This is a genomic window from Bacillus sp. FJAT-18017 (genome assembly GCF_001278805.1).
Lineage (GTDB): Bacteria > Bacillota > Bacilli > Bacillales > Cytobacillaceae > Bacillus_D.
This window is the reverse complement of record NZ_CP012602.1, coordinates 3,376,169-3,397,798: the sequence shown is the minus strand read 5'-3', so window position 1 is coordinate 3,397,798 and position 21,630 is coordinate 3,376,169. Positions and strand designations below refer to the sequence as shown.

The window sequence follows — 21,630 nt, the reverse complement described above, 5'->3', positions numbered from 1 at the left end:
CTCATTGCTGTAAGTGGCTGTGCATCTTCCCTATACTGCTTTCCCTTGAGTTTTGGAATAATCCATAAGGGACAGGCGTTTTTTTTCCTGTAACGGAGAGGCTAGCTCTTTTTGATATAAGTCAAGCTAGCATCCGATCCGTTTATACAATGAAAGGTAAGCCAACGCCTCTTTTTCAGGTGAAAATTTTTCAAACATTGACTCTCTTGCCTGACGGACTACTTTTTCTCGTAAAGGAATATTGTTGACGATTGAATGGATGGCTTCTTTGAAGTCTGAAATAGTTTCGTAAAGCCAGCCTGTCTCTTCATGTAAAATTAGCTGCAGGTTGGCTTTGTTTTTTCGCCCTATAACTGGCAAGCCTAATCCCATAGCTTCCATTAATGCAAGCGGCTGGCCTTCGGACAGGGAAGAATTAATGATAATATCTGCTTTATCATATTCTTCTATCATTAATTCGTGGGGGACCGCCCCAACATAGTTAAACCATTTTCTTTGTTCTGCCTGCCTTAGCACCTGTTGATGAATGGACTCATCTAAATTTGCGCCAATTACTGTAAAAGTCATATCAGAATAATGGTGAATTATCTCATCAAGTCCCGGAAGGACGTTTAGGACATCCTTGACAGGCCGCAAACCTGCTGGAAGAAGGATAGAAGGTTTAAGTCTATCTCTTCTTGGAGAGATACTCCAGGGAAGCCAAAGGCCTTGTGGGATTACGTATGTTTTATTCAACCAGGCAGGGTAGAGCTCCCCGACTTTGTTTTTTGCATCCTCGGTAAAAACAGTAATAAAGTTCGCGCCATTTAAAAATAAGAAGATATCAGAGCTCATGCTGGTTTGTAAATCTACATTTATATCCGTACCACCCATTGTAACGATATAAGGGCGGTTAAAAGTAAAATGTTGTTCTTTTGCCCATTTTACAAATCTGGTAGCATGTAAAATGTGAAAGAAATCCCCATTAATTTTTTGCGTACTGCTGTTGTTTTCCTGATAGGTGACCACTGAGGGACGGACACCCGCCTTATTTAAAAAATAAATGAGGCGTTTTGCCGTTGTAGAATTGCCTCTTGGCTGATTAAAATAAGGTGTAAATAATGCTATATTCATAAGCGTCACCATTGAAATTGATACAGAGCATGCTGTCCGGTTTAAGTATAATGTAACTGCACGTTTTCATAAATAAGCAGTTTAGCCTTATAAAAGGTAAATCCAGGAAGTAAATAAGAAAATTTCACCTTTACCCTACCTTCATGGTAGAATAAGCAATGGAGGTGGGCAAATTTGCTTGCTACTAGCGAAAGAATAGAATTGATCGATTATGCCGATCAGGTGGGCAACATGGTTCTTGAGTCTGATGTTGCTGAATACTATCGGGATTGCCTATATAAATTGCGTACAAGCCAGGAAACGCAATTGAAAATCGCACGTTTTGTCAAACTGAAGGACCAATACGAGGACGTTCAGCGTTTTGGGAAGTACCACCCGGATTATAAAAGCATTATGAAAAATATCCGCGAAGCGAAGCGTGAGATGGATCTTGATGATCATGTTGCCGAATTCAAAAGGGCAGAAAATGACCTTCAGGCATTGCTGGACCAAATCAGCATGCTGATTGGACACTCCGTTTCAATACACGTCAAGGTTCCAACCGGAAACCCATTCTTTGATTCTGGTTCGAGCTGTGGCGGCGGATGTGGATCGGGCGGAAGCTGCGGCTGTTCCGCTTAATAATGAAAAATCAGCAGAGCTAATGGCTTCTGCTGATTTTTTTGTTGTTAATACCATCCATTTGGATTGAAGCGAACGCAATCTACGCATAAATTACCGCAGCAAAACATCTTTCTTTGGGGCACGAGGAAGCGGTGACGGAATACAAAGAAATTTTGTTCGCTTCTCACAAATATAGTCTCACTGCTCAGTTTTTTGCCTTTCATGGCTGTGGAAGAACAGCGGCGAATGCTTCTTTCAAGTATTTCTGGATTAATAGGAGAGGTAATTTTCAAATAGAGGAAAGGGATGCCAGCAATTCTTTTCAGGTCAACAGAGGCAATACTAGGGATTAGGCTGATTTCCTTTAAGAATGTTGACCAGACTTGTTCCATTTCCATACTTCATCATCCTTTTTCTCTTAATTGAAGAGCAAATACCGAACTTATGTCAGTTTTATTTGTTCTAGCAGTCAATAGGACTCGGCTATGGCAGGATTGATTTAAATGGCAATAATATGCTAGACTTATAAGAAACATCGTGTAAGAAGGGGAAAATCTATGTTTGGGCAAAGGCAAGGATTGGTGGTTTGGCTCTATACACTGAAGCAGGCCAAAATGCTAAGGCGATTTGGGAATGTTCACTATGTTTCCAAGAAGCTGAAGTACGCCGTCATATATTGTAATCAAAGTGAAATAGAGACCGTGATGGAAAAATTGAAGTCGTACTCATTTGTTAAAAAAGTCGAGCCTTCTTACAAGCCATTTGTAAAGATGGAATATGAGAATTCTGCTCCTGATAAAGCAAAAGAATACGATTATAAAATGGGAATCTAAAGTGAGGGGGCATCCCCTCACTTTTTGTGTTTATATGGTGGGACTTTGTAACTGTCTAGCTCCATAGGGAAGGCTTCAGCAGCATAGGCTTCGCACGAAGAAAAAGTGATAGACAAGGAAAGCGTCCCCGAAATACATCGCACGAAATTACGCGATAGCCGTAAAGTGATTTTCGAGGAGGCCATACGGCGCTGATCCAGGCGCTTTCGCTTTCCTTAGTCTAATGTAGCGGCTGGATGAAATGGTTAAGGTGCAATATCCCAATTAAATACTGAAAATATAAGTCGCGTTCGGCAAACATGCTGGAAGGCTTTACTGTCAACTCACAAACGGTTTTGTTCAGTGACGCTGCTGTCTCCTCAAATAAAGTGTACCGTTTGTTTGGGATCCTTCTCGGGTCAGGGATGCCCTCTCTGCATATATATACTGGCTGAAACTTGCCTTCACTGGCAGGGTTCAGTATGATTGCGAGGGAAACAACCTCTTTTCCATCTACTTCGGAATAAAGAGCCATCATATGGCGCAATCGGGCTGAGTTCGTTTTTGCAAGCTCGATTAATTCATATAGGTCACCATAGCCACTGCCAAGTTCTACAAAACGCTGAATCACAGGAAACTCTCCTTCGGTTTAGTATATAAATTAACATTAGCATAGATGTCCACGGCAAAAAAGAAAAAACCCCGCAGGAATCCTGCAGGGTCCTTCTATATCCCAAAGGGACAGAAGGCAAAGGGAGAGGAGAAACCGGAGGAAGAACTTATGGGGAAACGTAAGTCTTCTCCGCGGTTGGCAACAACATCCTCAATGATGTTGTTACTGTCATTATCTCCAGTGATGCAATGCTTATACACATTTTTCCACAAAATTTTCAGGAGCTGTCAAATTTCATTTGGGATTTGGCGAGGTCCTGCAAGTATGGTAGGATTATGAAATAGTAAATAGTAATGAGCGGTGATAGACATGAGAGTCGTTTCAGGAACACATAAAGGCCGGCAGCTAAAAGCTGTACCGGGAAGTTCGACCAGGCCTACGACTGACAAGGTTAAGGAAGCAGTGTTTAATATGATAGGACCTTATTTTTCCGGCGGGATGGGCCTTGATTTGTTTGCCGGAAGCGGAGGCCTTGGAATTGAGGCACTTAGCCGAGGCCTTGACAAGGTTATTTTCATAGACAGGGAGCCGAAAGCTATCCATACAATTAAGGATAACCTTAAAGCCTGTGAATTCGAAGACAGGTCTGAAGTCTACAGAACTGATGCTGAACGGGCTTTAAAGGCTGTGAAAAAGCGAGAACTCGACTTTGATTTCATCTTTCTGGATCCTCCCTATAAAAAGCAGCAGCTTGTGAAAATTCTCGAACAGATTGATGCTGATGGCCGGCTGAAACAGGATGGACTTGCAGTTTGCGAGCATGGCAAGGAAGTAAATTTACCAGATTCGATAGGAAGGCTTGAAAAGATAAAGTCTGAAGTGTACGGTATAATAGCAATCTCTATTTTTTCATATTCCCAAAACCACCAGGAGGTTTAGTAATTTGGCTACCATAGCAGTCTGCCCGGGCAGCTTTGACCCGATTACATACGGGCACCTTGATATCATTCGGAGGGGTGCTAGAGTATTCGACGAGGTGTATGTTGTTGTCCTAAACAATTCTTCCAAAAATCCGCTATTTTCAGTTAATGAACGAACAGAGCTTATACGTGAGGTAACCAGGGATCTTCCAAATGTGAAAATTGATTCTTTTCAGGGCCTGCTTATCGATTATGCTGAAAAGGTTCATGCTAATGCAATAATCAGGGGGCTCCGTGCCGTTTCCGATTTTGAATATGAAATGCAAATTACATCTATGAACAGAGTGCTCAACGAAAAGATTGAAACCTTTTTTATCATGACAAACAATCAGTATTCATTCCTTAGCTCGAGCATTGTCAAAGAAGTTGCAAAATATGGGGGCAATATCCACGAGCTTGTCCCTCAAACAGTAGAAGCTGCATTGAAAAAGAAATTTAATCTTTAATAAAAGCCAGGTGCTTGCACCTGGCTTTTCATATGGCCTAATAAGCTGAATTTCACTATCAACCGTTTCTCCTTCTGAATAGAATGGCAATATAGATTAGAAGGGAACCAATTGTAAGGAGCGGCCCTGCATATCCGATAATTGAGTGGGCTGATGTTAAGAAATTCGCATTGTTTTGTAAAAGGACTGGTATGGCATCGGAAGGAGCCCCGCTATCCGCAAACCTTGTGTATATAGGTTCCCAAAGCAAAAAGGCAAAAATGCTGGCGAAAAAGCCGTGCATAATCCTTGCGATAAAGAACGGCTGAAAACGGATGTCGGTTTGTGCCAGGATACTGGCTACCTGGGCTTGAACACTAAAGCCACTGAAGGCAAGTATAAAGCTGGTAACCATTGCCTGTTGGAGAAGAGTCGCTTCCTGCACCTGACTTGTTAGCTGGCTGCCCAGGGTGATTTCGAATAGGCCAGAAATAAACGGGATGCTGAGCATTTCAGGAAATCCAACCGTAGAAAAAAAGACTTCGACTCCTTTTGCCAAAAATGCTGTTATGTGAAGATGGAACAAAATTTTATTAACAACAGAAAACAAGATAATGAACCCGCCGATCATTAACAGTGTTTGGATGGATGAGGTCACGGCATCACCCAGCAATTTACCAATTGGACGATTGTCCTTAATCCTCGTTCTATGTAGGGCGGCAAGAGCTTCCCTTATTTTCAGCCGCTTATGGCGGCTGCTTCTTGTCATTCGTTCATCCTTTCCATGAAAGCGCATGAGTAAGCCAACACAAAAGTTGCCAAGATAATGGGAAGCGGCAAGAATGAAGCCAAGATGGGCATTATGGAAAAATCCGACTGAGACCGCCCCAAAGATGAATAAGGGGTTAGAGCAATTTGTGAAGGATGCCAGGCGTTCCGCTTCAACCCTGGTCAGGCTTCCTTCCTGCCTGAGTCTTGCAGTCAGTTTCGCACCGGCAGGATAGCCAGAAGCCATACCCATCGCCCAGACAAATCCACCCACACCTGGCACCTTAAAAAGAGGCCGCATGAATGGTTCGAGCAGAACTCCGATAAACTTGACAACGCCGAAGCCAATCAGCATTTCGGAAACAATAAAAAAGGGCAGCAAAGAGGGAAAAACGATTTCCCACCACATATTAAGGCCACGGACTGAGGCTGAGAAGGACTCCTGCGGATATGTAATCAAGGAAGCTGCCATAATGGTAACTGAGGCTGCCAAAAAGATAGTTTTGATTTTTGAACGGAACATATAGGGCCTCCTTAAGGAGAATGGCGGAGTATTTCAGGGTGTTACGGATGATTTGAACAATGTGGCTTTAGCACTGTCGGGAACCGGGCAGGCAAAGCCTTGTCCCTGTAAAACAATATACTCATAGAATATTTATTTAGACCATAAGATTGAAGGAGATTTAATCACGGTATCCACTTTAGAGGAGGCAGCAAGGATATGGCCCCAAAAATCGGCTTGGCGCTCGGCTCCGGCGGGGCGAGGGGGTTTGCCCATCTCGGTGTAATAAAGGTATTCCGAGATGAGGGAATACCTATCGACATGATTGCCGGTAGCAGCATGGGAGCGCTTATTGCATGCTTGTATGGGACCGGCATAGATTTGGATCGGTTTTATAAATTCTCGATTGGGTTTAAACGGAAATATTTTCTTGACTTTGCCGTACCCAAGATGGGCTTTATTGCAGGTAAGCGGGTAAAGGAGTTTATCAGGGTTTTCACCCATAACAAAAATATAGAGGATCTTAATTTGCCGATTGCCATTGTCGCAACAGATTTGATGAACGGGGAAAAGGTGGTTTTTACAACCGGTCCTGCTGCCGATGCAGTACGGGCAAGCATTTCAATCCCGGGCATCTTTATTCCTGAAAAAATAAACGGCAGAATTCTTGTTGATGGAGGTGTTGCAGATAGGATTCCTGTTTCAGTCGTAAAAGAGATGGGAGCAGACATCGTCATTGCGGTCGATGTTTCCGGCGTCAAACAAAATGCGGAAATCGATTCGATCTATGATGTAATTATGCAGAGCATAGACATTATGCAGGCAGAACTGTTGGTTAATCGCGAAGTCGCTTCTGACATCATGATCCGCCCTTCAGTAGGCAAATTCAGTTCGCGTGCCTTTACCAATATCGAAGACATCATTAAAATAGGAGAAGAAGAAGCACGAAAACATATCGAACCGATAAGGCAAGTTATTGGACGGTGGAAGGAGCAGCAGTAGATGCGCAAGAAATACCCTCGGATGCCCTGGATCCTTGCGGCGGTCCTGGTTTTGGCAAGCGTTTTTTATACGCTTCCCTATTATATTTCCAAGCCTGGACTAGCAAAGGAGCTTGAACCCATTATTGAAGTGGAAGGTGGATATGATGAGAAAGGAAGCTTTATGCTGACAACAGTCAGGATGGGCAGGGCTAATATTTACACCTATTTGATGGCAACCTTCAGTAAATATCAGGTAGTATATCCTCTGGAGGATATACTAAGACCCGATGAAAGTGAACAGGAATACAATCAAAAGCAGCTTCATTTAATGGAAGGATCGAAAGCAAGCGCCATTGAGGCTGCCTATACGAAGGCTGGCTTACCAGTGGATTATCGCTATAATGGTGTGTATGTGATGGAAGTCGTTCCTGGGATGCCTGCGGAAGGGAAACTTGAAGTTGGTGACCGGCTGTTGAAGGTAGATGGAAAAACGTTAAAATCGAGGGATGAGTTCATGAAGTACCTTGCTGAGAAAAAAGCGGGGGAATCAGTTGAATTGGTCCTTACACGGAATAACAAAGAGAGAACAGTAAGCGTTGAATTAGAAACATTTAAAGAGGATCCAAAACGTGCAGGACTTGGTGTAGCAATTGTTGATGACAGGGAAATCATTGTTGAGCCGGAAGTTGAGATAAAAACGGATGAAATAGGCGGTCCGTCAGCAGGATTGATGTTCTCGTTGGAAATATACAACCAGCTGACCAAGGACGATTTGACAAAAGGATATGAAATCGCCGGAACGGGTACTTTATCCGAAGGAATTGTAGGGCCGATAGGCGGGATTGAGCAAAAAATTGTCGCAGCTGACAAAGCAGGAGCCGATATTTTCTTTGCACCAAATCAAAAAGGAGCAAAGGACTCAAATTACAGGGCTGCCGTAAAGACTGCCAAAGATATTGGTACCAAGATGAAAATTGTACCGGTCGATACCTTTGATGACGCTGTCGACTATCTGGAAAAATTAAAGCCTGAAAAAGAAGGAAGATGAAGCGGTTTAGCGCTTCATCTCTTTTTTTCGCTTTTAAGGAAACGTGCGGGACTGGGATATCCGCTCACATTTTACTCTATGTATATAGGTGGCTGCCTGTACTCAAGTTTCAGCAATCTTTGTCCGTTGCTGCCTGGAATGGCCATCGAGTAAATAGATGCAGCACGGGTATCAAGCTCTATACCCGGATTAGAGAATCCTGAAAGCTTTGAAACAAGCTCGATAGGGAAACTTCCTTTCATTTTGTTCAGGTAGCTCCTGCCAGAAGCAGTCATTCCGAGCAAACGCAAATAACCAGGCTGCCCTCCATCACGGACGTCCATTTCGCTCTTATTAGCATTAACCAGAATGTGTGTACAAAGACGCTGTATCCTTGTCCATGTATAGCGCTTGGTTTTAGCAAGCTCCATAAAGCTGGCAAAGGTATCTGCCTTCCTTGCGCATTCAGCAAGACGATTTTCAAGGCCTTCCTCGGCTTCATAAATGCCAGCCAATTCACCAGGCCTTGCCTGAAGCAATTTATACTTTAACAAAGGCCAATACTGCTCCCATTGATGCAGACTTCCGTATGTATTAATATATTCCTGCAGTACGCTGGCTGAGGCTGTGGGTATATAGGCTGAGATTGCCGGTATATCAAGTGCATCGGAAAAAAATGCTTTTCTGATGCTTGTTGCGCTTGCAATAGTTGCTGATGAGAAGTCTTCATCGTGGTACTGGGCGTTTTTTCTTTTTACAGTTAAGGGCTTCATGCTGCTGCCCTGATCACGAATGGCTTTTACATAATGGAAGCCGAGTATATTATTTGGCTGGGAAAGCGGGATCATTCCATCCGGCCCATTTAATTCCGAAAGTGCAAGAGAAGCTGCCCGAGGGTAACTGACCCCGGACTTCATATGCTTCTTAATAAAAGAATTAAATTCTTCCTCGTGTTCTTCGAGGAATTCCACTGTGCTAATAAAATTGGCGGCATCACCTGCTTCGCTTCCAAAGCATAAACTTGAACAACCCACAGCCTGCAAAATTGAAACAGCTCCTGAGGCAAAAATTTCAGCCTTTTGTACAGCGTATTGGTAAGGAATCTCGAATACAATATCCACTCCATTCAAAAGCGCCATTTTTGCACGGGACCACTTTGAGGCGAGCGCAGGTTCCCCGCGTTGGAGGAAGTTGCCGCTCATCGCGGCGATGACAATATCTGAACCAGAGATTTCTTTTGAAGCGTGAAGATGGTATAAGTGACCGTTATGAAAAGGATTATATTCAACTACAATCCCGACAGCATTCACAAGTGTAGCCTCCTTTCTACTGAATTTCTTCTTTCTACTATAAATCATCAATACCACTTAAGTAAAACAGCTCCTGTATGCTATAATGTTTCCTTCAGCTATATTAGGGATAAACTATTTAGGAAGGAAATTAAAATGTTAAAAACACTGATTGCACCTGCAATTTCGGTGTAAAGAAAAAATATTGACAAATAGTATGCATAAAAGTATAATTACCTTTGTTGCCTTGGGGTGATGTAAATGAAATGGACAATTAGCCAACTACAAAAAAACCGCAACAAGGAAATGCTGATTGATGATACAGTGAGTGCGGACGAGATTAGGGAAACTGACCCAACCATTAGGGATGTATCCCCGATTCACGTAACCGGACGGGCCGATATCGGGTCATCGCGTGTGACCTTTCATATCAGGATTAAAGGCCATCTGGTCCTCCCTTGTTCACGGACTCTAGTTGATGTCATTTATCCAGTTGATGTAGAGACAACGGAAACGTTCCTTTTCAATATGTCTGGATATGAAACTGATGAGGAAGCTCACCAGGTTAAAGGCGATGTGGTCGACTTGATGCCTGTCATCAGGGAAATTCTGTTGCTTGAAGTTCCGATGCAAGTTTTCAGTGACGAAGCAAATCCTGAAGGCGCGGCTCCGCAATCCGGAAAGGATTGGGAGGTCGTAAGCGAAGAGGACGTACGCAACAAAATTGATCCAAGGCTTGCTGGCCTGGCCAAGTTTTTTGACGACAACAAACCATCCGATTCATAATCGGCAAAAAAAAGTAAGCAAGTGAAGAACCAGCAATTTCTGGCCTTCATAACTTTCTTATAACTCTTTAAGGAGGTGGGAAGAATGGCTGTACCTTTTAGAAGGACTTCTAAAACTGCGAAAAGAAAACGTCGCACTCATTTCAAATTAAATGTTCCTGGAATGGTGGCATGCCCAAACTGCGGAGAAATGAAACTTGCTCACCGCGTTTGCAAAGCTTGCGGAACATACAAAGGAAAAGAAGTAGTTAACGACTAATTTTCCGTTCGAACAAGCACAGGGGAGATAATCCCCTGTGCTTTTTTCGTTATAATAAAAGAATATAAAATACTTTATGGCGAGATTACGTGGGCCTTACACTGCTAAAAGGACGAACATGCCTTTAAAGTGTTATGGAAAAAATTCTGATTTGAAGATACCCTATGATTGAAGAGGAAGACGCGAGGCTCGTCGAAAAAGCAAAAAACGCATTTTCTGCCCGCGTAAAGCGAAGCGCCTCGTGACAGGAAAAGAACGCCTCGCGGCAGGCAAAATGCGCCTGTCTCTGCGATGTTAATTCGCTGGAGCTTTCCGAAATCACGGTTTTAAGTTCATTCTTTTACATATTAGTCTTTCAGGAGGGAACGCACTTGGCATATACGATTACCATGCTCGAAGAAGGAATTCTCTTATTTACAATCGATAGGGAAGAAAAGCGGAATGCGATTAGTTTCGAAGTCCTGGATGGATTGAATCAGTTAATTGAACTATCTAAGGACGATAAGGTAAAAATAGTCGCGGTTACAGGAACTGGTTCAAAAGCTTTTTGCTCTGGCGGGGATTTGTCTGAGTTCCATAAATTAAAAACTAAAGAGGATGCATATCCAATGCTATCTAAGGCGGCTGCCATTCTTTACTCTCTTGCAACCTTATTAAAACCTACTGTCGCTGTCCTGAATGGGGCTGCTGTGGGCGGTGGCTGCGAACTTGCTTCAGCTTGTGATTTCAGGATTGCTGCAAAAGGAGCAAAAGCTGGATTTATTCAAGGGAGGCAAGGAATCATCACCGGCTGGGGCGGTGCATCACTTTTATCAGAAAAGCTGTCAGGTCCTGTTGCAATGAAGCTAGTAATGGATGCAAGCCTTCATTCAGTTGAGGAACTGACGGTAACTGGATTCATAGACAGCGTCTTTGATGGTCAGCCAGCAGACGCGCTCCGCGAATTCTGCAGTGAAATGCTTTTAAGAGAAGGAGCAGTCCTAGGAGGATATAAACGTGTCTGGGTCAACAAATGGGAGCGTGCTGGCCTACAGGAGAGAATTGATAAAGAAGTCGAGCTTTGTGCAGAACTGTGGCAAACAGAAGCCCATCATAAACAGGTGGCTAAATTCCTCGAGAAAAGTAAATAGCAATTCAAAAAATGAGACTTGCATACTAATTCTATCTTTCCTATTACCTGCATAAGTATGAGGTAAAACGATAGGAGGGATCAGAAGGATGTCATCGACACGACAGGACGCATGGACCGCGGATGAAGACCTGCTTCTAGCCGAGGTAATCCTGCGCAATATAAGAGAAGGCGGCACACAGCTTCAGGCATTCGAGGAGGTGGGAAGGAAGCTGTCCAGAACCTCCGCGGCATGCGGGTTCCGATGGAATTCCCATGTGAGGAAACAATACAAGGCTGGTATTGAACATGCAAAAAAACAACGCAAGGAAGCAAAAAGGAACTCGCGTGAATCCAAGGAACAGCAGCTTGAAACACCAAAACAGCCGGTAGTTCAACTGCTTGAAGATTCCCAATCAGTTGAGGATGTTCAATCTGTCCAGCCAAACCCAGGCTCCTCAATTCCAGAATTTAAGGATGTGCTGGCCTATTTAGAGAATCTTTATGCAAGCGCGGGGAATTCGGCAAATGAATATGAGCAAGCCCTTGTAAGGATACGAGAACTTGAAAGGGAAAATGAAAGGCTGTTAAAAGAGCTGAACACTCTTGAAGAAGACTATCAAGCATTAATGTCCATCCTTGACAGGGCGAGAAAAATGGCTGCCGATAAGGAAGAAGCGGCACAGGGCCAGCATAAAGCAAAATTTCAGATTGATAAGTTTGGAAACCTTGAAAGGGTAGAGTAAGTGAAAAGGCTGAACGGAAGAAAATCCGTACAGCCTTGTTTATTGTTAATGAGATTAGAAATTTTTTATTCAACTTGTCTACGTCTAGCTTCAGCGCGAGGGCGCTTACGCTTTTGTTCTTTTATCAGAAAGTATATCTTTTCTTTGAGAACTGTCTAGCTCCAGCGCCTAGCGCCTAGTGCCCTTCGCTCTCCGCCCTACGATAAGTCAACATCGAATCGCTACGCTCTTCGTGTTTCCTTTATCTCAGTTGGAGAGACTCCAGGTCATACGGCGCTGGGCAAGGCGCTTCCGCTTTCCTTATTTAATGATGCTGGGCGCTTACCCCTTCCGGATACCATACCAGCGGGTTTTCGCCAAGATCACGCTCTACTTCATATTCAACGTTTATAAATCCGTGCTTTTCCCAAAATCCTCTTGATCCGACACGAGGGTTTGTCTTGATAGGAAGCCCGAAATCTTTTGCGAACTTTACCAGAGCCGAGCCATATCCTTTGCCTTGATAGGCGGAGAGTACTTCAAGTTTCCAAAGTTCCAAATAATTTTGCGGAGGGTCAAAATAAAGATCTCTCTTTGCATCAACTTGATAGAGGCTCATCCGGGCAACCAATTTATCCCCGAAATAAATCCCGTAAAAGGGAGATTCGCTATCGTTTTCCAGAATGTTTGCTTCCAGATCCTCAAGCATGGACAATTCCTGGACTCCATATTCTTTAAACTTCTTAAACTCTTCAAGCGTTTTGTAATTGACTTTCAGTTTTTCAACTTTTATTGCCATTTAGTAGCCCCCTTTTAAAAATTCTCCCTATCCATTCATAACAAGTAAAAAAATAAAAAGCTTAAGCCAAACAATTTCTTTAATTATTCTAATTATATACTACGAATATGAAAAATTCTGCATTTTAGCATGAAAAGGTGTTTTCAAAATTTGCAGGATATTCAGAATGTATGGTAGAACCATAGTATAGGGCATGCAGGATTGGATAAATGAAAAAGTGACCTTCTTTCGGCTGCCCTTGGGGATAGAGTAAGCGAACAATGATTCTTGGGGAGAAAGGGGTATAGTGTGCAAAGGATACTAATTGCCAATCGAGGCGAAATAGCATTAAGAATAATTAGAACGTGTAAAAGGATGGGAATCGAAACGGTTGCTGTCTATTCTGATGCGGATGCTGGGCTTCCTTATGTATTGGAAGCAACTACAGCTGTAAGAATTGGCGAGCCTCCTGTCGCCAAATCGTATCTGCAAGCGGAAACAATTCTCCATGCGGCAAAAAGTACAGGGGCTGAAGCCATTCACCCCGGGTATGGGTTTTTATCGGAAAATGCAGAATTTGCTGAGCTTGTTGAGAAGGAAGGACTTGTGTTTATAGGCCCAAAATCAGATGCAATCCAATTAATGGGAGATAAAGTCGCTTCAAGGGCAGCTATGGAAAAAGCGGGTGTACCTGTTGTACCTGGGAGCGATGGCGGTATAGCCGCTGTAGATGAGGCGAAGGAAGTTGCGGAAGGTATTGGCTATCCGGTCATGCTCAAGGCTTCGAGTGGAGGAGGCGGAATCGGCATGGTCAAATGCTCCAATGAAGCTGAACTGGAAAAAGCGTTTGCTTCAGTCAAGGCAAGGGCAAAGGCTTATTTTGGTTCTGATGAAGTGTTTTTGGAGAAATTCATAGCCAATGCCCGGCATATTGAAGTACAAGTTTTTGGTGATGAAAATGGAAACATCGTCCACCTTTTCGAGCGTGATTGCTCAGTCCAGCGCCGCAATCAAAAAGTGGTGGAAGAATCCCCATCACCATTTCTTTCCGAAGGGACTCGTTCAAAGCTTTTTGAAACCGCTATCAATGCGGCGAAGGCAGTGGATTATAAAAATGCGGGTACTATTGAATTCATTTTTGATGAACACGAGAACTTTTATTTTCTTGAGATGAACACCCGCCTACAGGTAGAGCATCCTGTTACGGAAGAAGTTACTGGTATTGATCTTGTGGAGTGGCAAATTCTTGTTGCCAGAGGGGAAGACCTGCCAAAAAGCCAGTCAGAGATAAGCAGCGGGGGACATGCAATCGAGTTCCGACTTTACGCAGAGGATCCGGAAAAATTCCTGCCATCTCCGGGTAAAATTGATCGCTTCGAATTTCCCGATGGTGAAGGAATCCGGGTAGATTATGGCTATAAATCCGGTGATACAGTAACCCCTTTTTACGATCCGATGATTGCAAAGTGTGTCATGTATGGGGAAACAAGGGAACAGGCACTGGAACGTGGCAGGAATTTTTTTAAAGAGCTTACTGTAAGCGGAATAAAGTCAAACGCTCCTCTCTTCAAAAGAATCCTTGAGGATGCCGATTTTGCAAAAGGGAATTATACAACATCATTTTTACAAAAATAAATCTGAAGTCTTAGAAAATGGGGGAGGAAGAAATCATGAAAGAGATTCATGCAACAATGGCAGGCACGGTACTGAATATCCTGGTCTCAGCTGGAGATGAAGTGACAGAAGGCCAAGAAATCATCGTTATCGAGTCAATGAAAATGGAAATTCCGGTTGAAAGCAATTTTGTCGGAAAAATTACAGAGCTCAAGGTCAACATCGGCGATTTCGTCAATGAAGGCGATTGTCTGGTTGTCCTGGAATAGGGGGGATAAGGATGGCTGAAACTACAACATTATCAGATAAGCTCAATGAGAAAAAGTCTGTCGCCGAAACAGGCGGCCACCCGAAATACCATGAAAAAAATAAAGAACAGGGCAAGCTGTTTGTCCGTGACAGGCTTGCGTTGTTGTTTGACAATGGCAAGTATGAAGAAGACGGCAAGTTCGCCAATAATCAGGCGGAGGGTCTTCCAGCAGATGGCGTAGTAACAGCAATAGGCAAGGTTGGCGGGCAAACCGTCTGCGTTATGGCTAATGATTCAACTGTAAAAGCTGGATCGTGGGGCGCCCGGACAGTTGAGAAAATCATACGAATCCAGGAAGTTGCTGAAAAATTGAAGGTGCCGCTTTTCTATTTGGTTGATTCCGCCGGTGCAAGGATTACTGACCAGCTTGACATGTTTCCGAACAGGCGCGGCGCAGGCAGGATATTTTACAATCAGGTGAAGCTGTCCGGGATGATTCCTCAAATATGCTTATTGTTTGGCCCATCTGCTGCAGGTGGAGCATACATACCTGCATTTTGTGATGTTGTCATTATGGTTGATGGGAACGCATCTATGTATCTTGGGTCACCAAGAATGGCTGAAAAGGTTATTGGAGAGAAAGTTACTCTCGAGGAAATGGGCGGTGCCCGCATGCACTGTACGGTTAGCGGATGTGGAGACATCCTGGCAGCTAACGAGGAGGAAGCAATTGAGTCTGCTAAAAAGTATATTGCCTACTTCCCTGCAAACTTCCAGGTAAGGCCCAAAACTGTTGACTCTGTCCCACCTGTTTCCGGACGTTCTCTAGAGTCAATCGTTCCTGTAAATCAGAATGCGCCATTTGATATGTATGAAGCAATCAATAGTTTGATAGATGAAGGAAGCTTTTTTGAAATTAAAAAACTGTTCGCCCCTGAATTAATCACGGGGTTGGCGAGGATGGACGGCAGGCCAGTCGGTATCATTGCCAACCAGCCAAAGGTAAAAGGCGGTGTCCTGTTCGTCGATTCAGCTGATAAGGGTGCTAAGTTCATTCAACTTTGCGATGCCTTCAATATTCCGCTTTTGTTCCTAGCGGATGTGCCAGGCTTCATGATTGGGACCAAGGTTGAACGTGCTGGTATTATTCGCCATGGGGCAAAGCTCATTGCTGCTATGAGTTCAGCGACTGTGCCGAAAATCTCAGTCATTGTCCGCAAAGCCTACGGCGCCGGCCTGTATGCGATGGCGGGCCCAGCTTTTGAGCCGGATGTATGCATTGCACTTCCTACCGCGCAAATCGCGGTTATGGGGCCGGAAGCTGCCGTTAACGCAGTCTATTCCAATAAAATCAATGAAATTGCCGATCCGAAAGAAAAGCTTGCTTTTGTACAGGAAAAGCATCAGGAATACAAGGAATCGATTGATATTTATAAGCTCGCATCAGAGTTGATAGTCGATGAGATTGTAGCAGCCGATGAGTTGAGAGAGGTACTGATTAATCGCTTTGGCTACTATGAAACAAAGGAATTGAACTTCAGTACCCGAAAACATCCGGTTTATCCAGTTTAAGTATTCACACCTACCCTTTCGCCCTGAGCGGAAGGGTTTTTGGTTCAGGGATTAGTCTCTGTGCAGGTATCTACAAAGACCAGCTATACATAAAGAACCTCCATAATTGGTGCGCTCGCCAAAGGAAAAACGAATAAGTTCATTCTAAATAGGAAATTAGCCATACAAAGCCGGTCCCATTTTGGTAAAATGTAGGTAAACAAGAAAAGCGGAAGCGCCTGGTCAGCGCCGTATGGCCTCCTCGAAAAAGTTATCACTTTTTCTTCGTGCGATGCTGATGCTGCCGAAGCCTTCCTTGTGGAGGGCCTCGAAGGAGATAAAGGAAACACGATGAGCGCAAGCGAATCGATGTTGACTTATCGTAACGAGGGGACCGAAGTACACTAGGCGCTATGCGCAGGAGCTAGACAAGAAAAGCGGAAGCGTAACATGTAAATAATTGCGGGGAGTTAGAAGAATGAGAATTGCTGTAATAGGTGGAGGATCAATCGGGTTGTTGTTTGCTGCATATCTGCAAAACCGGTTTGATGTCCTTTTATATACACGTACAATCGAACAAGCTGAAGCTATAAACAAGTCAGGGATTACAATCCGCCGTGGTAATGAACCTTTTAATGCAAAGGTTGTAGCGAAACCTTTGGCCGTGGGATTGCCTAATGTAGATCTCGCGATTATTGCTGTGAAACAGTACCACCTTGAGAGCGTTCTAATGCAACTCGACGGCATCCCCAACGTGCTTTTTTTACAGAATGGCATGGGTCACTTGAAGTTCTTTGAAAAACTTACAGGCTGTAATATCTTTGTTGGGTCTGTTGAACACGGCGCGTTAAGGGAAGGTCCGGCATTTGTAAGCCATAATGGAATTGGGGTTACCAAAGCAGCAGTAGTGAAGGGTGACGGTGAGTTGCTCAAGGAACTTGCGGCAATTTCAAGAACGAATTTCCCATTCTTAGTAGAAGAAGATTATTATATGATGCTGGCCAGCAAACTTTCCGCCAACGCTGTTATAAATCCGCTCACCGCTATCCTCCGTGTTCAAAATGGCGAGCTTATTACAAACTCGTATTTTGAAAAGATGCTTGAGGATGTATTTGCTGAGGTGGTGGATATCCTGGGATTTAAGGATAAGGCCGGGCAATTAAAGCTTGTTAAAGAAATTTGCAAAAAAACAGCGGAGAACCGTTCTTCAATGCTGAAGGATATTGAGTCAGGCAGAATGACGGAGGTTGATGCGATTCTCGGCTATCTTCTTGAGCAGGCTGGAGACATGGGGAAGAGCGTTCCCCTCATAACCGCTTTTTATCATATGATTAAAGGAATTGAATGGGGACAGGGGGGGAATACATGAGCACAGTCATTTCATCGTTTCTCGCTGCATTCATCGTTATGCCGCTTTTGGGATACTTGCTCATCTTTATAATAAGCAAGTCGATAACCGGAAACCACAGGCGTTCGGTGCGTAGTGCGGTGGATTTTACAACTTTGCTCCTAATTCTTGCCGTCCATTTCTTAATTAGAACCATTTGGGGACAATCTTACCTCTGGCTAATTTTGATTATAGTGTTTGCCACAGCAATGATTTTTGCCGTCCTGCATTGGAAAATAAGAGGGGAAGTAGTTCTTGGAAAAGTCTTCAGAGGATTTTGGAGATTTAATTTCCTTTTGTTTTTTATTGGGTACCTAGGGCTGATCGTATTTGGATTAATTCAACGTGCGACAACTGCCGTCCAATTTCCTTAAAGTAGATTGTCAGGCAAAGTTTTTTTTGTTTACGTAATGTAAATGCTATACTCATATGGTATTGATACACAATTGTTTTTGCAGAAAGGAAGTACTGTATGGAGGTTTCAAATCTCTTATTGCCTGCGGCAAATCCGTTTGCATCTTATTATTTGCAGCAGACAAATGAAGTAATGCCATTTTTCCACTATACATATAATGAGCCTGGAGCTGACAGGGCAAGGCTTGATGAACTAGCTACAAGGCAATTTCCGAGAGAAGAGCTTGCCGTACATATCGAAAAGTATATGGCGCGTTTCCAGCCGTCTGCAGCAATTAAAAACTCGCTTGAAAAATTGAAGCGGCCGGACAGCGCGGTAATTATTGGCGGGCAGCAGGCGGGCATCCTTACCGGGCCTTTATACTCGATACATAAAGTCATTTCCATTATTCAACTAGCCAGGCAGAAAGAGAAGGAACTTGGAATCCCAGTCGTTCCCGTTTTCTGGATTGCCGGTGAAGACCATGACTATCAGGAAGTGAACCATGTTTATGTCCCGATTGGCACAAGGGCGGACAAGTGGATTTTTCCTCAAAAAGTAATTCAGAAAAAGATGGTCACTGACATCCGGATAGATAAGGAGCTTTGCCGTTCTTGGGTTGCCAGTATACTTTCCCTTTTTGGGGAAACCGGACATACTCGGCAGGTTAAAGCATTTATGGAGGACGCGTTAAAGCGTTCCGAAACATTCACTGACTTTTTTGGAGACTTAATTACCGGTCTCTTTCCTGACTCCGGTCTCTTGCTAATTGATTCTGGGAATCCTGAATTAAGAGAAATTGAACGTTCGAGGTTCGAGGACATCATCCTCGGCCAGGAAGCAATTATTTCTGCATTGCTCCGTCAGCAGGAGGAAATAAGCAAAGGCGGTTTCCCTAAAACGATAGATGCTTCCGAGAACTCAGCAAATTTATTTTATTATGATAAAACTATCAATGAACGAGTTCTGCTTGATTTTGATCCGATGTCAGGGTGTTTCGTCGGCAATAAAGGCAGCCTTTCATTTACCCTTGAGGAATTGCTGCAGATAGCCAGGAATGAACCTGCCAGCCTTAGTAATAATGTTGTGACAAGGCCATTAATGCAGGAATGGCTGTTCCCGGTCTTGTCGTTTATAGGGGGTCCGGGAGAAATAGCTTATTGGGCCGAGCTGAAGCTTGTGTTTGAAAACTTCGGCATGAAAATGCCCCCAATTGTGCCAAGGCTGAACATTACATTCATCGATAGAACTATTGAAAGAGATATTCAGGAACTTGACTTGAATGTATCTGAGACAATTAGGCGGGGGACAGGGCCGGATGAGGAGAGGTACCTTGATTCAATCCAGGACCCTGAACTTGAATCCGTTTTTCAGAACGCCATCAAGGAAGTCAATGCTCAATACAGGCGGATTGAAGATAAAACAATTGAAATTGAACCGGCTATTCTTGCTTTAGTGAAAAAGAATGAAAGTATCATCCTTTCGCAAATCGGCTTTATGCAAAAGAAGCTTGAAGAAGCAATAAAGATGAAGCATTCCATTGCCCTCGGCAAATTTAATCGGGTTTCTCTTGAACTAAGGCCAGAAGGGAGCCCGCAGGAACGGGTCTGGAATATCCTTTATTATGTGAATAAGTTTGGACTTGATTTTCCAAGCCGGCTTCTCGAGCTTGAGTATGAATTTGATGGTACCCATAAATTAGTACGGATTTAAAAAAGGTTCCGCATACAGCGGGACCTTTTTTTCCTTGAAGCCTGTTTATGTTTTTCCTCCACTTTGCACCACAGTCTCTGAAATTTGAGCGCCAATTAACTCAATCAAACGTTAAAAGTTTCCCCGCATCTCACTCTATCCTCCACTACCACCCACTCAGCATTGTTTTCTTACTAAAATTCATTAGTTCCATATTTATAAATCGTAAAAACATTAAAGGTGCTGGCAGCAAGCTTATCTTTTTAGCAATGTTTTTAGTCTATTTTTCTTTAGACAGATTATTCCGTTATAGACAGCAGATTTTTCCATTAAATCTTTTTTTATAGGAGGTAATCTAATCCTTTAATCCCGCAATACACCGCGGTATTTGACGATTTTTGTCTATTGATGATAGATAATGCAGAACCATCATAGTCAGAATTGTATACCAACTTAATAAAGTAATAATAAAAAATAGTGGAGGAAAGTGGAGGATTGTGGTACATTCTTATTAGAAAGTGGGGGTAACGGGTATGTTCATGGGTGAGTACCATCATAACATCGATAATAAAGGCCGCCTGATCGTTCCTTCCAAGTTAAGGGACAATCTGGGGGAGATGTTCATCATAACCCGTGGTCTTGACCGATGCTTGTTTGGTTACCCGCTCTCTGAATGGAGTGAGATTGAGGAGAAACTGAAGGCTCTCCCGCTTACAAAAAAAGATGCTCGCGCTTTTACAAGGTTCTTTTTTTCCGGCGCGACTGAAAGCGAAATAGACAAGCAGGGAAGAATTAATATACCTGCTCCATTACTTGACTATGCTCAACTGCAGAAAGAATGTGTGATTTTAGGTGTTTCCAATCGAATTGAAATCTGGAGCAAGCAGTTATGGGAAGAATATTTCCAGGAATCCGAGGATTCTTTTGCTGAAATCGCAGAAAATATGATTGGGTTCGATATATAGAGGGGATATTATTCTGGTATAATTTCTTTTTTTTGTATCGTTCGATTGGAAGGGTGGCTAACGATGTTTGAACATACAACAGTATTATTGGATGAAGCTGTAGAAGGATTGAATATTAAACCAAATGGAATTTATGTCGATTGTACACTTGGAGGCGCGGGGCACAGCTTGAAGATTGCCCAGCAGCTTGGTGCCGGGGGCCGACTCATTGCCTTTGACCAGGACGAAACAGCAATCGCACATGCTCGTGAAAAGCTTTCTGCCTATGCGGACAAGCTAACAATTATCAAAAGCAATTTCCTTCATCTTGAAAGTGAATTGGAGAATATAGGGATACATAGTGTTGATGGTGTGCTATATGATTTAGGGGTTTCGTCTCCCCAGCTTGATACACCGGAGCGTGGTTTCAGTTACCATCATGATGCCCCTCTGGATATGAGGATGGACCTTGAGGGCGACATTTCTGCCTACGATGTAGTTAACCATTGGTCATACGAGCAATTGGTCAAAATCTTTTTCCGCTATGGAGAAGAAAAGTTTTCAAAGCAAATCGCACGAAAAATTGAAGCGGCAAGAGAAAAAAAGCCGATCGAAACTACGGCAGAGCTTGTCGACCTTATTAAGGAAGCCATCCCTGCACCGGCCCGGAGAACGGGAGGCCATCCGGCCAAACGAGTTTTCCAGGCCATCAGAATAGCTGTAAATGATGAACTTGGAGTATTCGAAAAGTCTCTTCACCAGGCAATCAAGCTTTTAAATACGGGCGGCCGCATCTCGGTTATAACCTTTCATTCGCTTGAAGACAGGATTTGCAAGGTGGCATTAAAACAGGCCTCGGAAACACCGCCATTGCCGCACGGACTGCCAATCATCCCGGATGAATATAAGCCGATTCTCAAGCTTGTAAACAGGAAGCCGATTATACCAGGAGAGCATGAGCTTGAAGAGAATAATCGCGCAAGATCGGCAAAATTAAGAATAGCAGAAAAACTTTAAATGAAAAAATA

The 21,630-nt window shown here is 43.4% G+C and carries 24 protein-coding genes; 18 read left to right on the top strand and 6 right to left on the bottom strand.

Annotation, left to right across the window (positions count from 1 at the left end):
• Positions 1-126 precede the first annotated feature (126 nt).
• Complete coding sequence (locus tag AM500_RS15865) at positions 127-1,113, bottom strand: glycosyltransferase (protein WP_053600077.1); 987 nt, start codon at positions 1,111-1,113, stop codon at positions 127-129.
• Positions 1,114-1,287: 174 nt separating this feature from the next.
• Between AM500_RS15865 and AM500_RS15860 the strand changes: the two genes are divergently transcribed.
• The gene (locus AM500_RS15860; RefSeq protein ID WP_053600076.1) at positions 1,288-1,734 is read left to right on the top strand and encodes a YlbF/YmcA family competence regulator; all 447 of its coding nucleotides are present in this window, start codon (positions 1,288-1,290) and stop codon (positions 1,732-1,734) included.
• A 47-nt stretch (positions 1,735-1,781) separates the two neighbouring features.
• Here AM500_RS15860 and AM500_RS15855 read toward each other — a convergent pair whose 3' ends face one another.
• Positions 1,782-2,114, bottom strand: a complete 333-nt coding sequence (locus tag AM500_RS15855; RefSeq protein WP_053600075.1) for a hypothetical protein — start codon at positions 2,112-2,114, stop codon at positions 1,782-1,784.
• 159 nt (positions 2,115-2,273) lie between these two features.
• Between AM500_RS15855 and AM500_RS15850 the strand changes: the two genes are divergently transcribed.
• The gene (locus AM500_RS15850; protein WP_053600074.1) at positions 2,274-2,549 is read left to right on the top strand and encodes a YlbG family protein; all 276 of its coding nucleotides are present in this window, start codon (positions 2,274-2,276) and stop codon (positions 2,547-2,549) included.
• Positions 2,550-2,769: 220 nt separating this feature from the next.
• Here the strand turns inward: AM500_RS15850 and AM500_RS15845 are convergent, their stop codons facing one another.
• Entirely contained in the window at positions 2,770-3,159 is a 390-nt protein-coding gene (locus tag AM500_RS15845; RefSeq protein ID WP_053600073.1) for a DUF7147 family protein, read from the bottom strand.
• Positions 3,160-3,510: 351 nt separating this feature from the next.
• Here AM500_RS15845 and rsmD point away from each other — a divergent pair, with 351 nt between their 5' ends.
• Both rsmD and coaD read left to right on the top strand, forming a co-directional pair.
• On the top strand, positions 3,511-4,080 hold the full coding sequence (rsmD, locus tag AM500_RS15840; protein ID WP_043933444.1) for a 16S rRNA (guanine(966)-N(2))-methyltransferase RsmD: 570 nt from the start codon (positions 3,511-3,513) through the stop codon (positions 4,078-4,080).
• A 4-nt stretch (positions 4,081-4,084) separates the two neighbouring features.
• Positions 4,085-4,567 (top strand): pantetheine-phosphate adenylyltransferase, encoded by a 483-nt coding sequence (gene coaD / locus AM500_RS15835; RefSeq protein ID WP_053600072.1) that lies wholly within the window; start codon positions 4,085-4,087, stop codon positions 4,565-4,567.
• A gap of 58 nt (positions 4,568-4,625) precedes the next feature.
• Here coaD and ylbJ read toward each other — a convergent pair whose 3' ends face one another.
• Positions 4,626-5,837: a sporulation integral membrane protein YlbJ gene (ylbJ, locus tag AM500_RS15830; RefSeq protein ID WP_053600071.1), complete on the bottom strand. Its 1,212-nt coding sequence runs from the start codon at positions 5,835-5,837 to the stop codon at positions 4,626-4,628.
• Between the two features lie 198 nt (positions 5,838-6,035).
• Here ylbJ and AM500_RS15825 point away from each other — a divergent pair, with 198 nt between their 5' ends.
• Complete coding sequence (locus AM500_RS15825; protein WP_053600070.1) at positions 6,036-6,818, top strand: patatin-like phospholipase family protein; 783 nt, start codon at positions 6,036-6,038, stop codon at positions 6,816-6,818.
• Positions 6,819-7,847, top strand: a complete 1,029-nt coding sequence (locus tag AM500_RS15820; RefSeq protein WP_053600069.1) for a SepM family pheromone-processing serine protease — start codon at positions 6,819-6,821, stop codon at positions 7,845-7,847.
• A gap of 71 nt (positions 7,848-7,918) precedes the next feature.
• On the opposite strand, the gene AM500_RS15815 is transcribed toward AM500_RS15820, so the two are convergent.
• Positions 7,919-9,136, bottom strand: a complete 1,218-nt coding sequence (locus tag AM500_RS15815; protein ID WP_053600068.1) for a nucleotidyltransferase — start codon at positions 9,134-9,136, stop codon at positions 7,919-7,921.
• A 240-nt stretch (positions 9,137-9,376) separates the two neighbouring features.
• Here AM500_RS15815 and AM500_RS15810 point away from each other — a divergent pair, with 240 nt between their 5' ends.
• From AM500_RS15810 to AM500_RS15795, 4 genes are all read left to right on the top strand, one after another.
• Positions 9,377-9,901, top strand: a complete 525-nt coding sequence (locus tag AM500_RS15810; protein WP_043933438.1) for a YceD family protein — start codon at positions 9,377-9,379, stop codon at positions 9,899-9,901.
• Between the two features lie 84 nt (positions 9,902-9,985).
• A complete protein-coding gene (gene rpmF, locus AM500_RS15805; RefSeq protein ID WP_007086250.1) occupies positions 9,986-10,159 on the top strand; it encodes a 50S ribosomal protein L32 in 174 nt (57 codons plus the stop codon).
• 371 nt (positions 10,160-10,530) lie between these two features.
• Positions 10,531-11,289 carry an enoyl-CoA hydratase/isomerase family protein gene (locus AM500_RS15800; protein WP_231688013.1) on the top strand — a complete coding sequence of 253 codons (759 nt, stop codon included), beginning with the start codon at positions 10,531-10,533 and terminating at the stop codon, positions 11,287-11,289.
• 88 nt (positions 11,290-11,377) lie between these two features.
• Positions 11,378-12,013 (top strand): RsfA family transcriptional regulator, encoded by a 636-nt coding sequence (locus AM500_RS15795; RefSeq protein ID WP_053600067.1) that lies wholly within the window; start codon positions 11,378-11,380, stop codon positions 12,011-12,013.
• Between the two features lie 304 nt (positions 12,014-12,317).
• Here AM500_RS15795 and AM500_RS15790 read toward each other — a convergent pair whose 3' ends face one another.
• Positions 12,318-12,791 (bottom strand): N-acetyltransferase, encoded by a 474-nt coding sequence (locus AM500_RS15790; RefSeq protein WP_043933436.1) that lies wholly within the window; start codon positions 12,789-12,791, stop codon positions 12,318-12,320.
• 288 nt (positions 12,792-13,079) lie between these two features.
• On the opposite strand from AM500_RS15790, the gene AM500_RS15785 reads away from it, so the two are divergent.
• The 8 genes from AM500_RS15785 (at position 13,080) to rsmH (ending at position 21,619) form a co-directional block, all read left to right on the top strand.
• Positions 13,080-14,405, top strand: a complete 1,326-nt coding sequence (locus AM500_RS15785; RefSeq protein ID WP_053600066.1) for an acetyl-CoA carboxylase biotin carboxylase subunit — start codon at positions 13,080-13,082, stop codon at positions 14,403-14,405.
• A gap of 35 nt (positions 14,406-14,440) precedes the next feature.
• The gene (locus AM500_RS15780) at positions 14,441-14,653 is read left to right on the top strand and encodes a biotin/lipoyl-containing protein (RefSeq protein ID WP_053600065.1); all 213 of its coding nucleotides are present in this window, start codon (positions 14,441-14,443) and stop codon (positions 14,651-14,653) included.
• A gap of 11 nt (positions 14,654-14,664) precedes the next feature.
• On the top strand, positions 14,665-16,206 hold the full coding sequence (locus tag AM500_RS15775; protein ID WP_053600064.1) for an acyl-CoA carboxylase subunit beta: 1,542 nt from the start codon (positions 14,665-14,667) through the stop codon (positions 16,204-16,206).
• 457 nt (positions 16,207-16,663) lie between these two features.
• Positions 16,664-17,554: a 2-dehydropantoate 2-reductase gene (locus AM500_RS15770; RefSeq protein WP_053600063.1), complete on the top strand. Its 891-nt coding sequence runs from the start codon at positions 16,664-16,666 to the stop codon at positions 17,552-17,554.
• A complete protein-coding gene (locus AM500_RS15765; RefSeq protein ID WP_053600062.1) occupies positions 17,551-17,946 on the top strand; it encodes a DUF3397 domain-containing protein in 396 nt (131 codons plus the stop codon). The genes AM500_RS15770 and AM500_RS15765 overlap by 4 nt, the downstream gene beginning before the upstream one ends.
• 98 nt (positions 17,947-18,044) lie before the next feature.
• The gene (bshC, locus tag AM500_RS15760; protein WP_053600061.1) at positions 18,045-19,679 is read left to right on the top strand and encodes a bacillithiol biosynthesis cysteine-adding enzyme BshC; all 1,635 of its coding nucleotides are present in this window, start codon (positions 18,045-18,047) and stop codon (positions 19,677-19,679) included.
• Between the two features lie 512 nt (positions 19,680-20,191).
• Entirely contained in the window at positions 20,192-20,623 is a 432-nt protein-coding gene (gene mraZ / locus AM500_RS15755; RefSeq protein WP_043933429.1) for a division/cell wall cluster transcriptional repressor MraZ, read from the top strand.
• Positions 20,624-20,686: 63 nt separating this feature from the next.
• Complete coding sequence (gene rsmH / locus AM500_RS15750) at positions 20,687-21,619, top strand: 16S rRNA (cytosine(1402)-N(4))-methyltransferase RsmH (protein WP_053600060.1); 933 nt, start codon at positions 20,687-20,689, stop codon at positions 21,617-21,619.
• The last annotated feature ends 11 nt before the right edge of the window (positions 21,620-21,630 follow it).

Bases quoted from the DNA above. Each gene is read 5' to 3' on its own strand.
- ylbJ (WP_053600071.1), bottom strand. From the start codon at position 5,837: ATGTTCCGTTCAAAAATCAAAACTATCTTTTTGGCAGCCTCAGTTACC.
- AM500_RS15770 (WP_053600063.1), top strand. From the start codon at position 16,664: ATGAGAATTGCTGTAATAGGTGGAGGATCAATCGGGTTGTTGTTTGCT.
- AM500_RS15780 (WP_053600065.1), top strand. From the start codon at position 14,441: ATGAAAGAGATTCATGCAACAATGGCAGGCACGGTACTGAATATCCTG.
- rpmF (WP_007086250.1), top strand. From the start codon at position 9,986: ATGGCTGTACCTTTTAGAAGGACTTCTAAAACTGCGAAAAGAAAACGT.
- AM500_RS15865 (WP_053600077.1), bottom strand. From the start codon at position 1,113: ATGAATATAGCATTATTTACACCTTATTTTAATCAGCCAAGAGGCAAT.
- AM500_RS15820 (WP_053600069.1), top strand. From the start codon at position 6,819: ATGCGCAAGAAATACCCTCGGATGCCCTGGATCCTTGCGGCGGTCCTG.
- rsmH (WP_053600060.1), top strand. From the start codon at position 20,687: ATGTTTGAACATACAACAGTATTATTGGATGAAGCTGTAGAAGGATTG.
- AM500_RS15825 (WP_053600070.1), top strand. From the start codon at position 6,036: ATGGCCCCAAAAATCGGCTTGGCGCTCGGCTCCGGCGGGGCGAGGGGG.
- rsmD (WP_043933444.1), top strand. From the start codon at position 3,511: ATGAGAGTCGTTTCAGGAACACATAAAGGCCGGCAGCTAAAAGCTGTA.
- AM500_RS15790 (WP_043933436.1), bottom strand. From the start codon at position 12,791: ATGGCAATAAAAGTTGAAAAACTGAAAGTCAATTACAAAACGCTTGAA.
- AM500_RS15765 (WP_053600062.1), top strand. From the start codon at position 17,551: ATGAGCACAGTCATTTCATCGTTTCTCGCTGCATTCATCGTTATGCCG.
- AM500_RS15855 (WP_053600075.1), bottom strand. From the start codon at position 2,114: ATGGAAATGGAACAAGTCTGGTCAACATTCTTAAAGGAAATCAGCCTA.
- mraZ (WP_043933429.1), top strand. From the start codon at position 20,192: ATGTTCATGGGTGAGTACCATCATAACATCGATAATAAAGGCCGCCTG.
- AM500_RS15850 (WP_053600074.1), top strand. From the start codon at position 2,274: ATGTTTGGGCAAAGGCAAGGATTGGTGGTTTGGCTCTATACACTGAAG.
- AM500_RS15795 (WP_053600067.1), top strand. From the start codon at position 11,378: ATGTCATCGACACGACAGGACGCATGGACCGCGGATGAAGACCTGCTT.
- bshC (WP_053600061.1), top strand. From the start codon at position 18,045: ATGGAGGTTTCAAATCTCTTATTGCCTGCGGCAAATCCGTTTGCATCT.
- AM500_RS15810 (WP_043933438.1), top strand. From the start codon at position 9,377: ATGAAATGGACAATTAGCCAACTACAAAAAAACCGCAACAAGGAAATG.
- AM500_RS15775 (WP_053600064.1), top strand. From the start codon at position 14,665: ATGGCTGAAACTACAACATTATCAGATAAGCTCAATGAGAAAAAGTCT.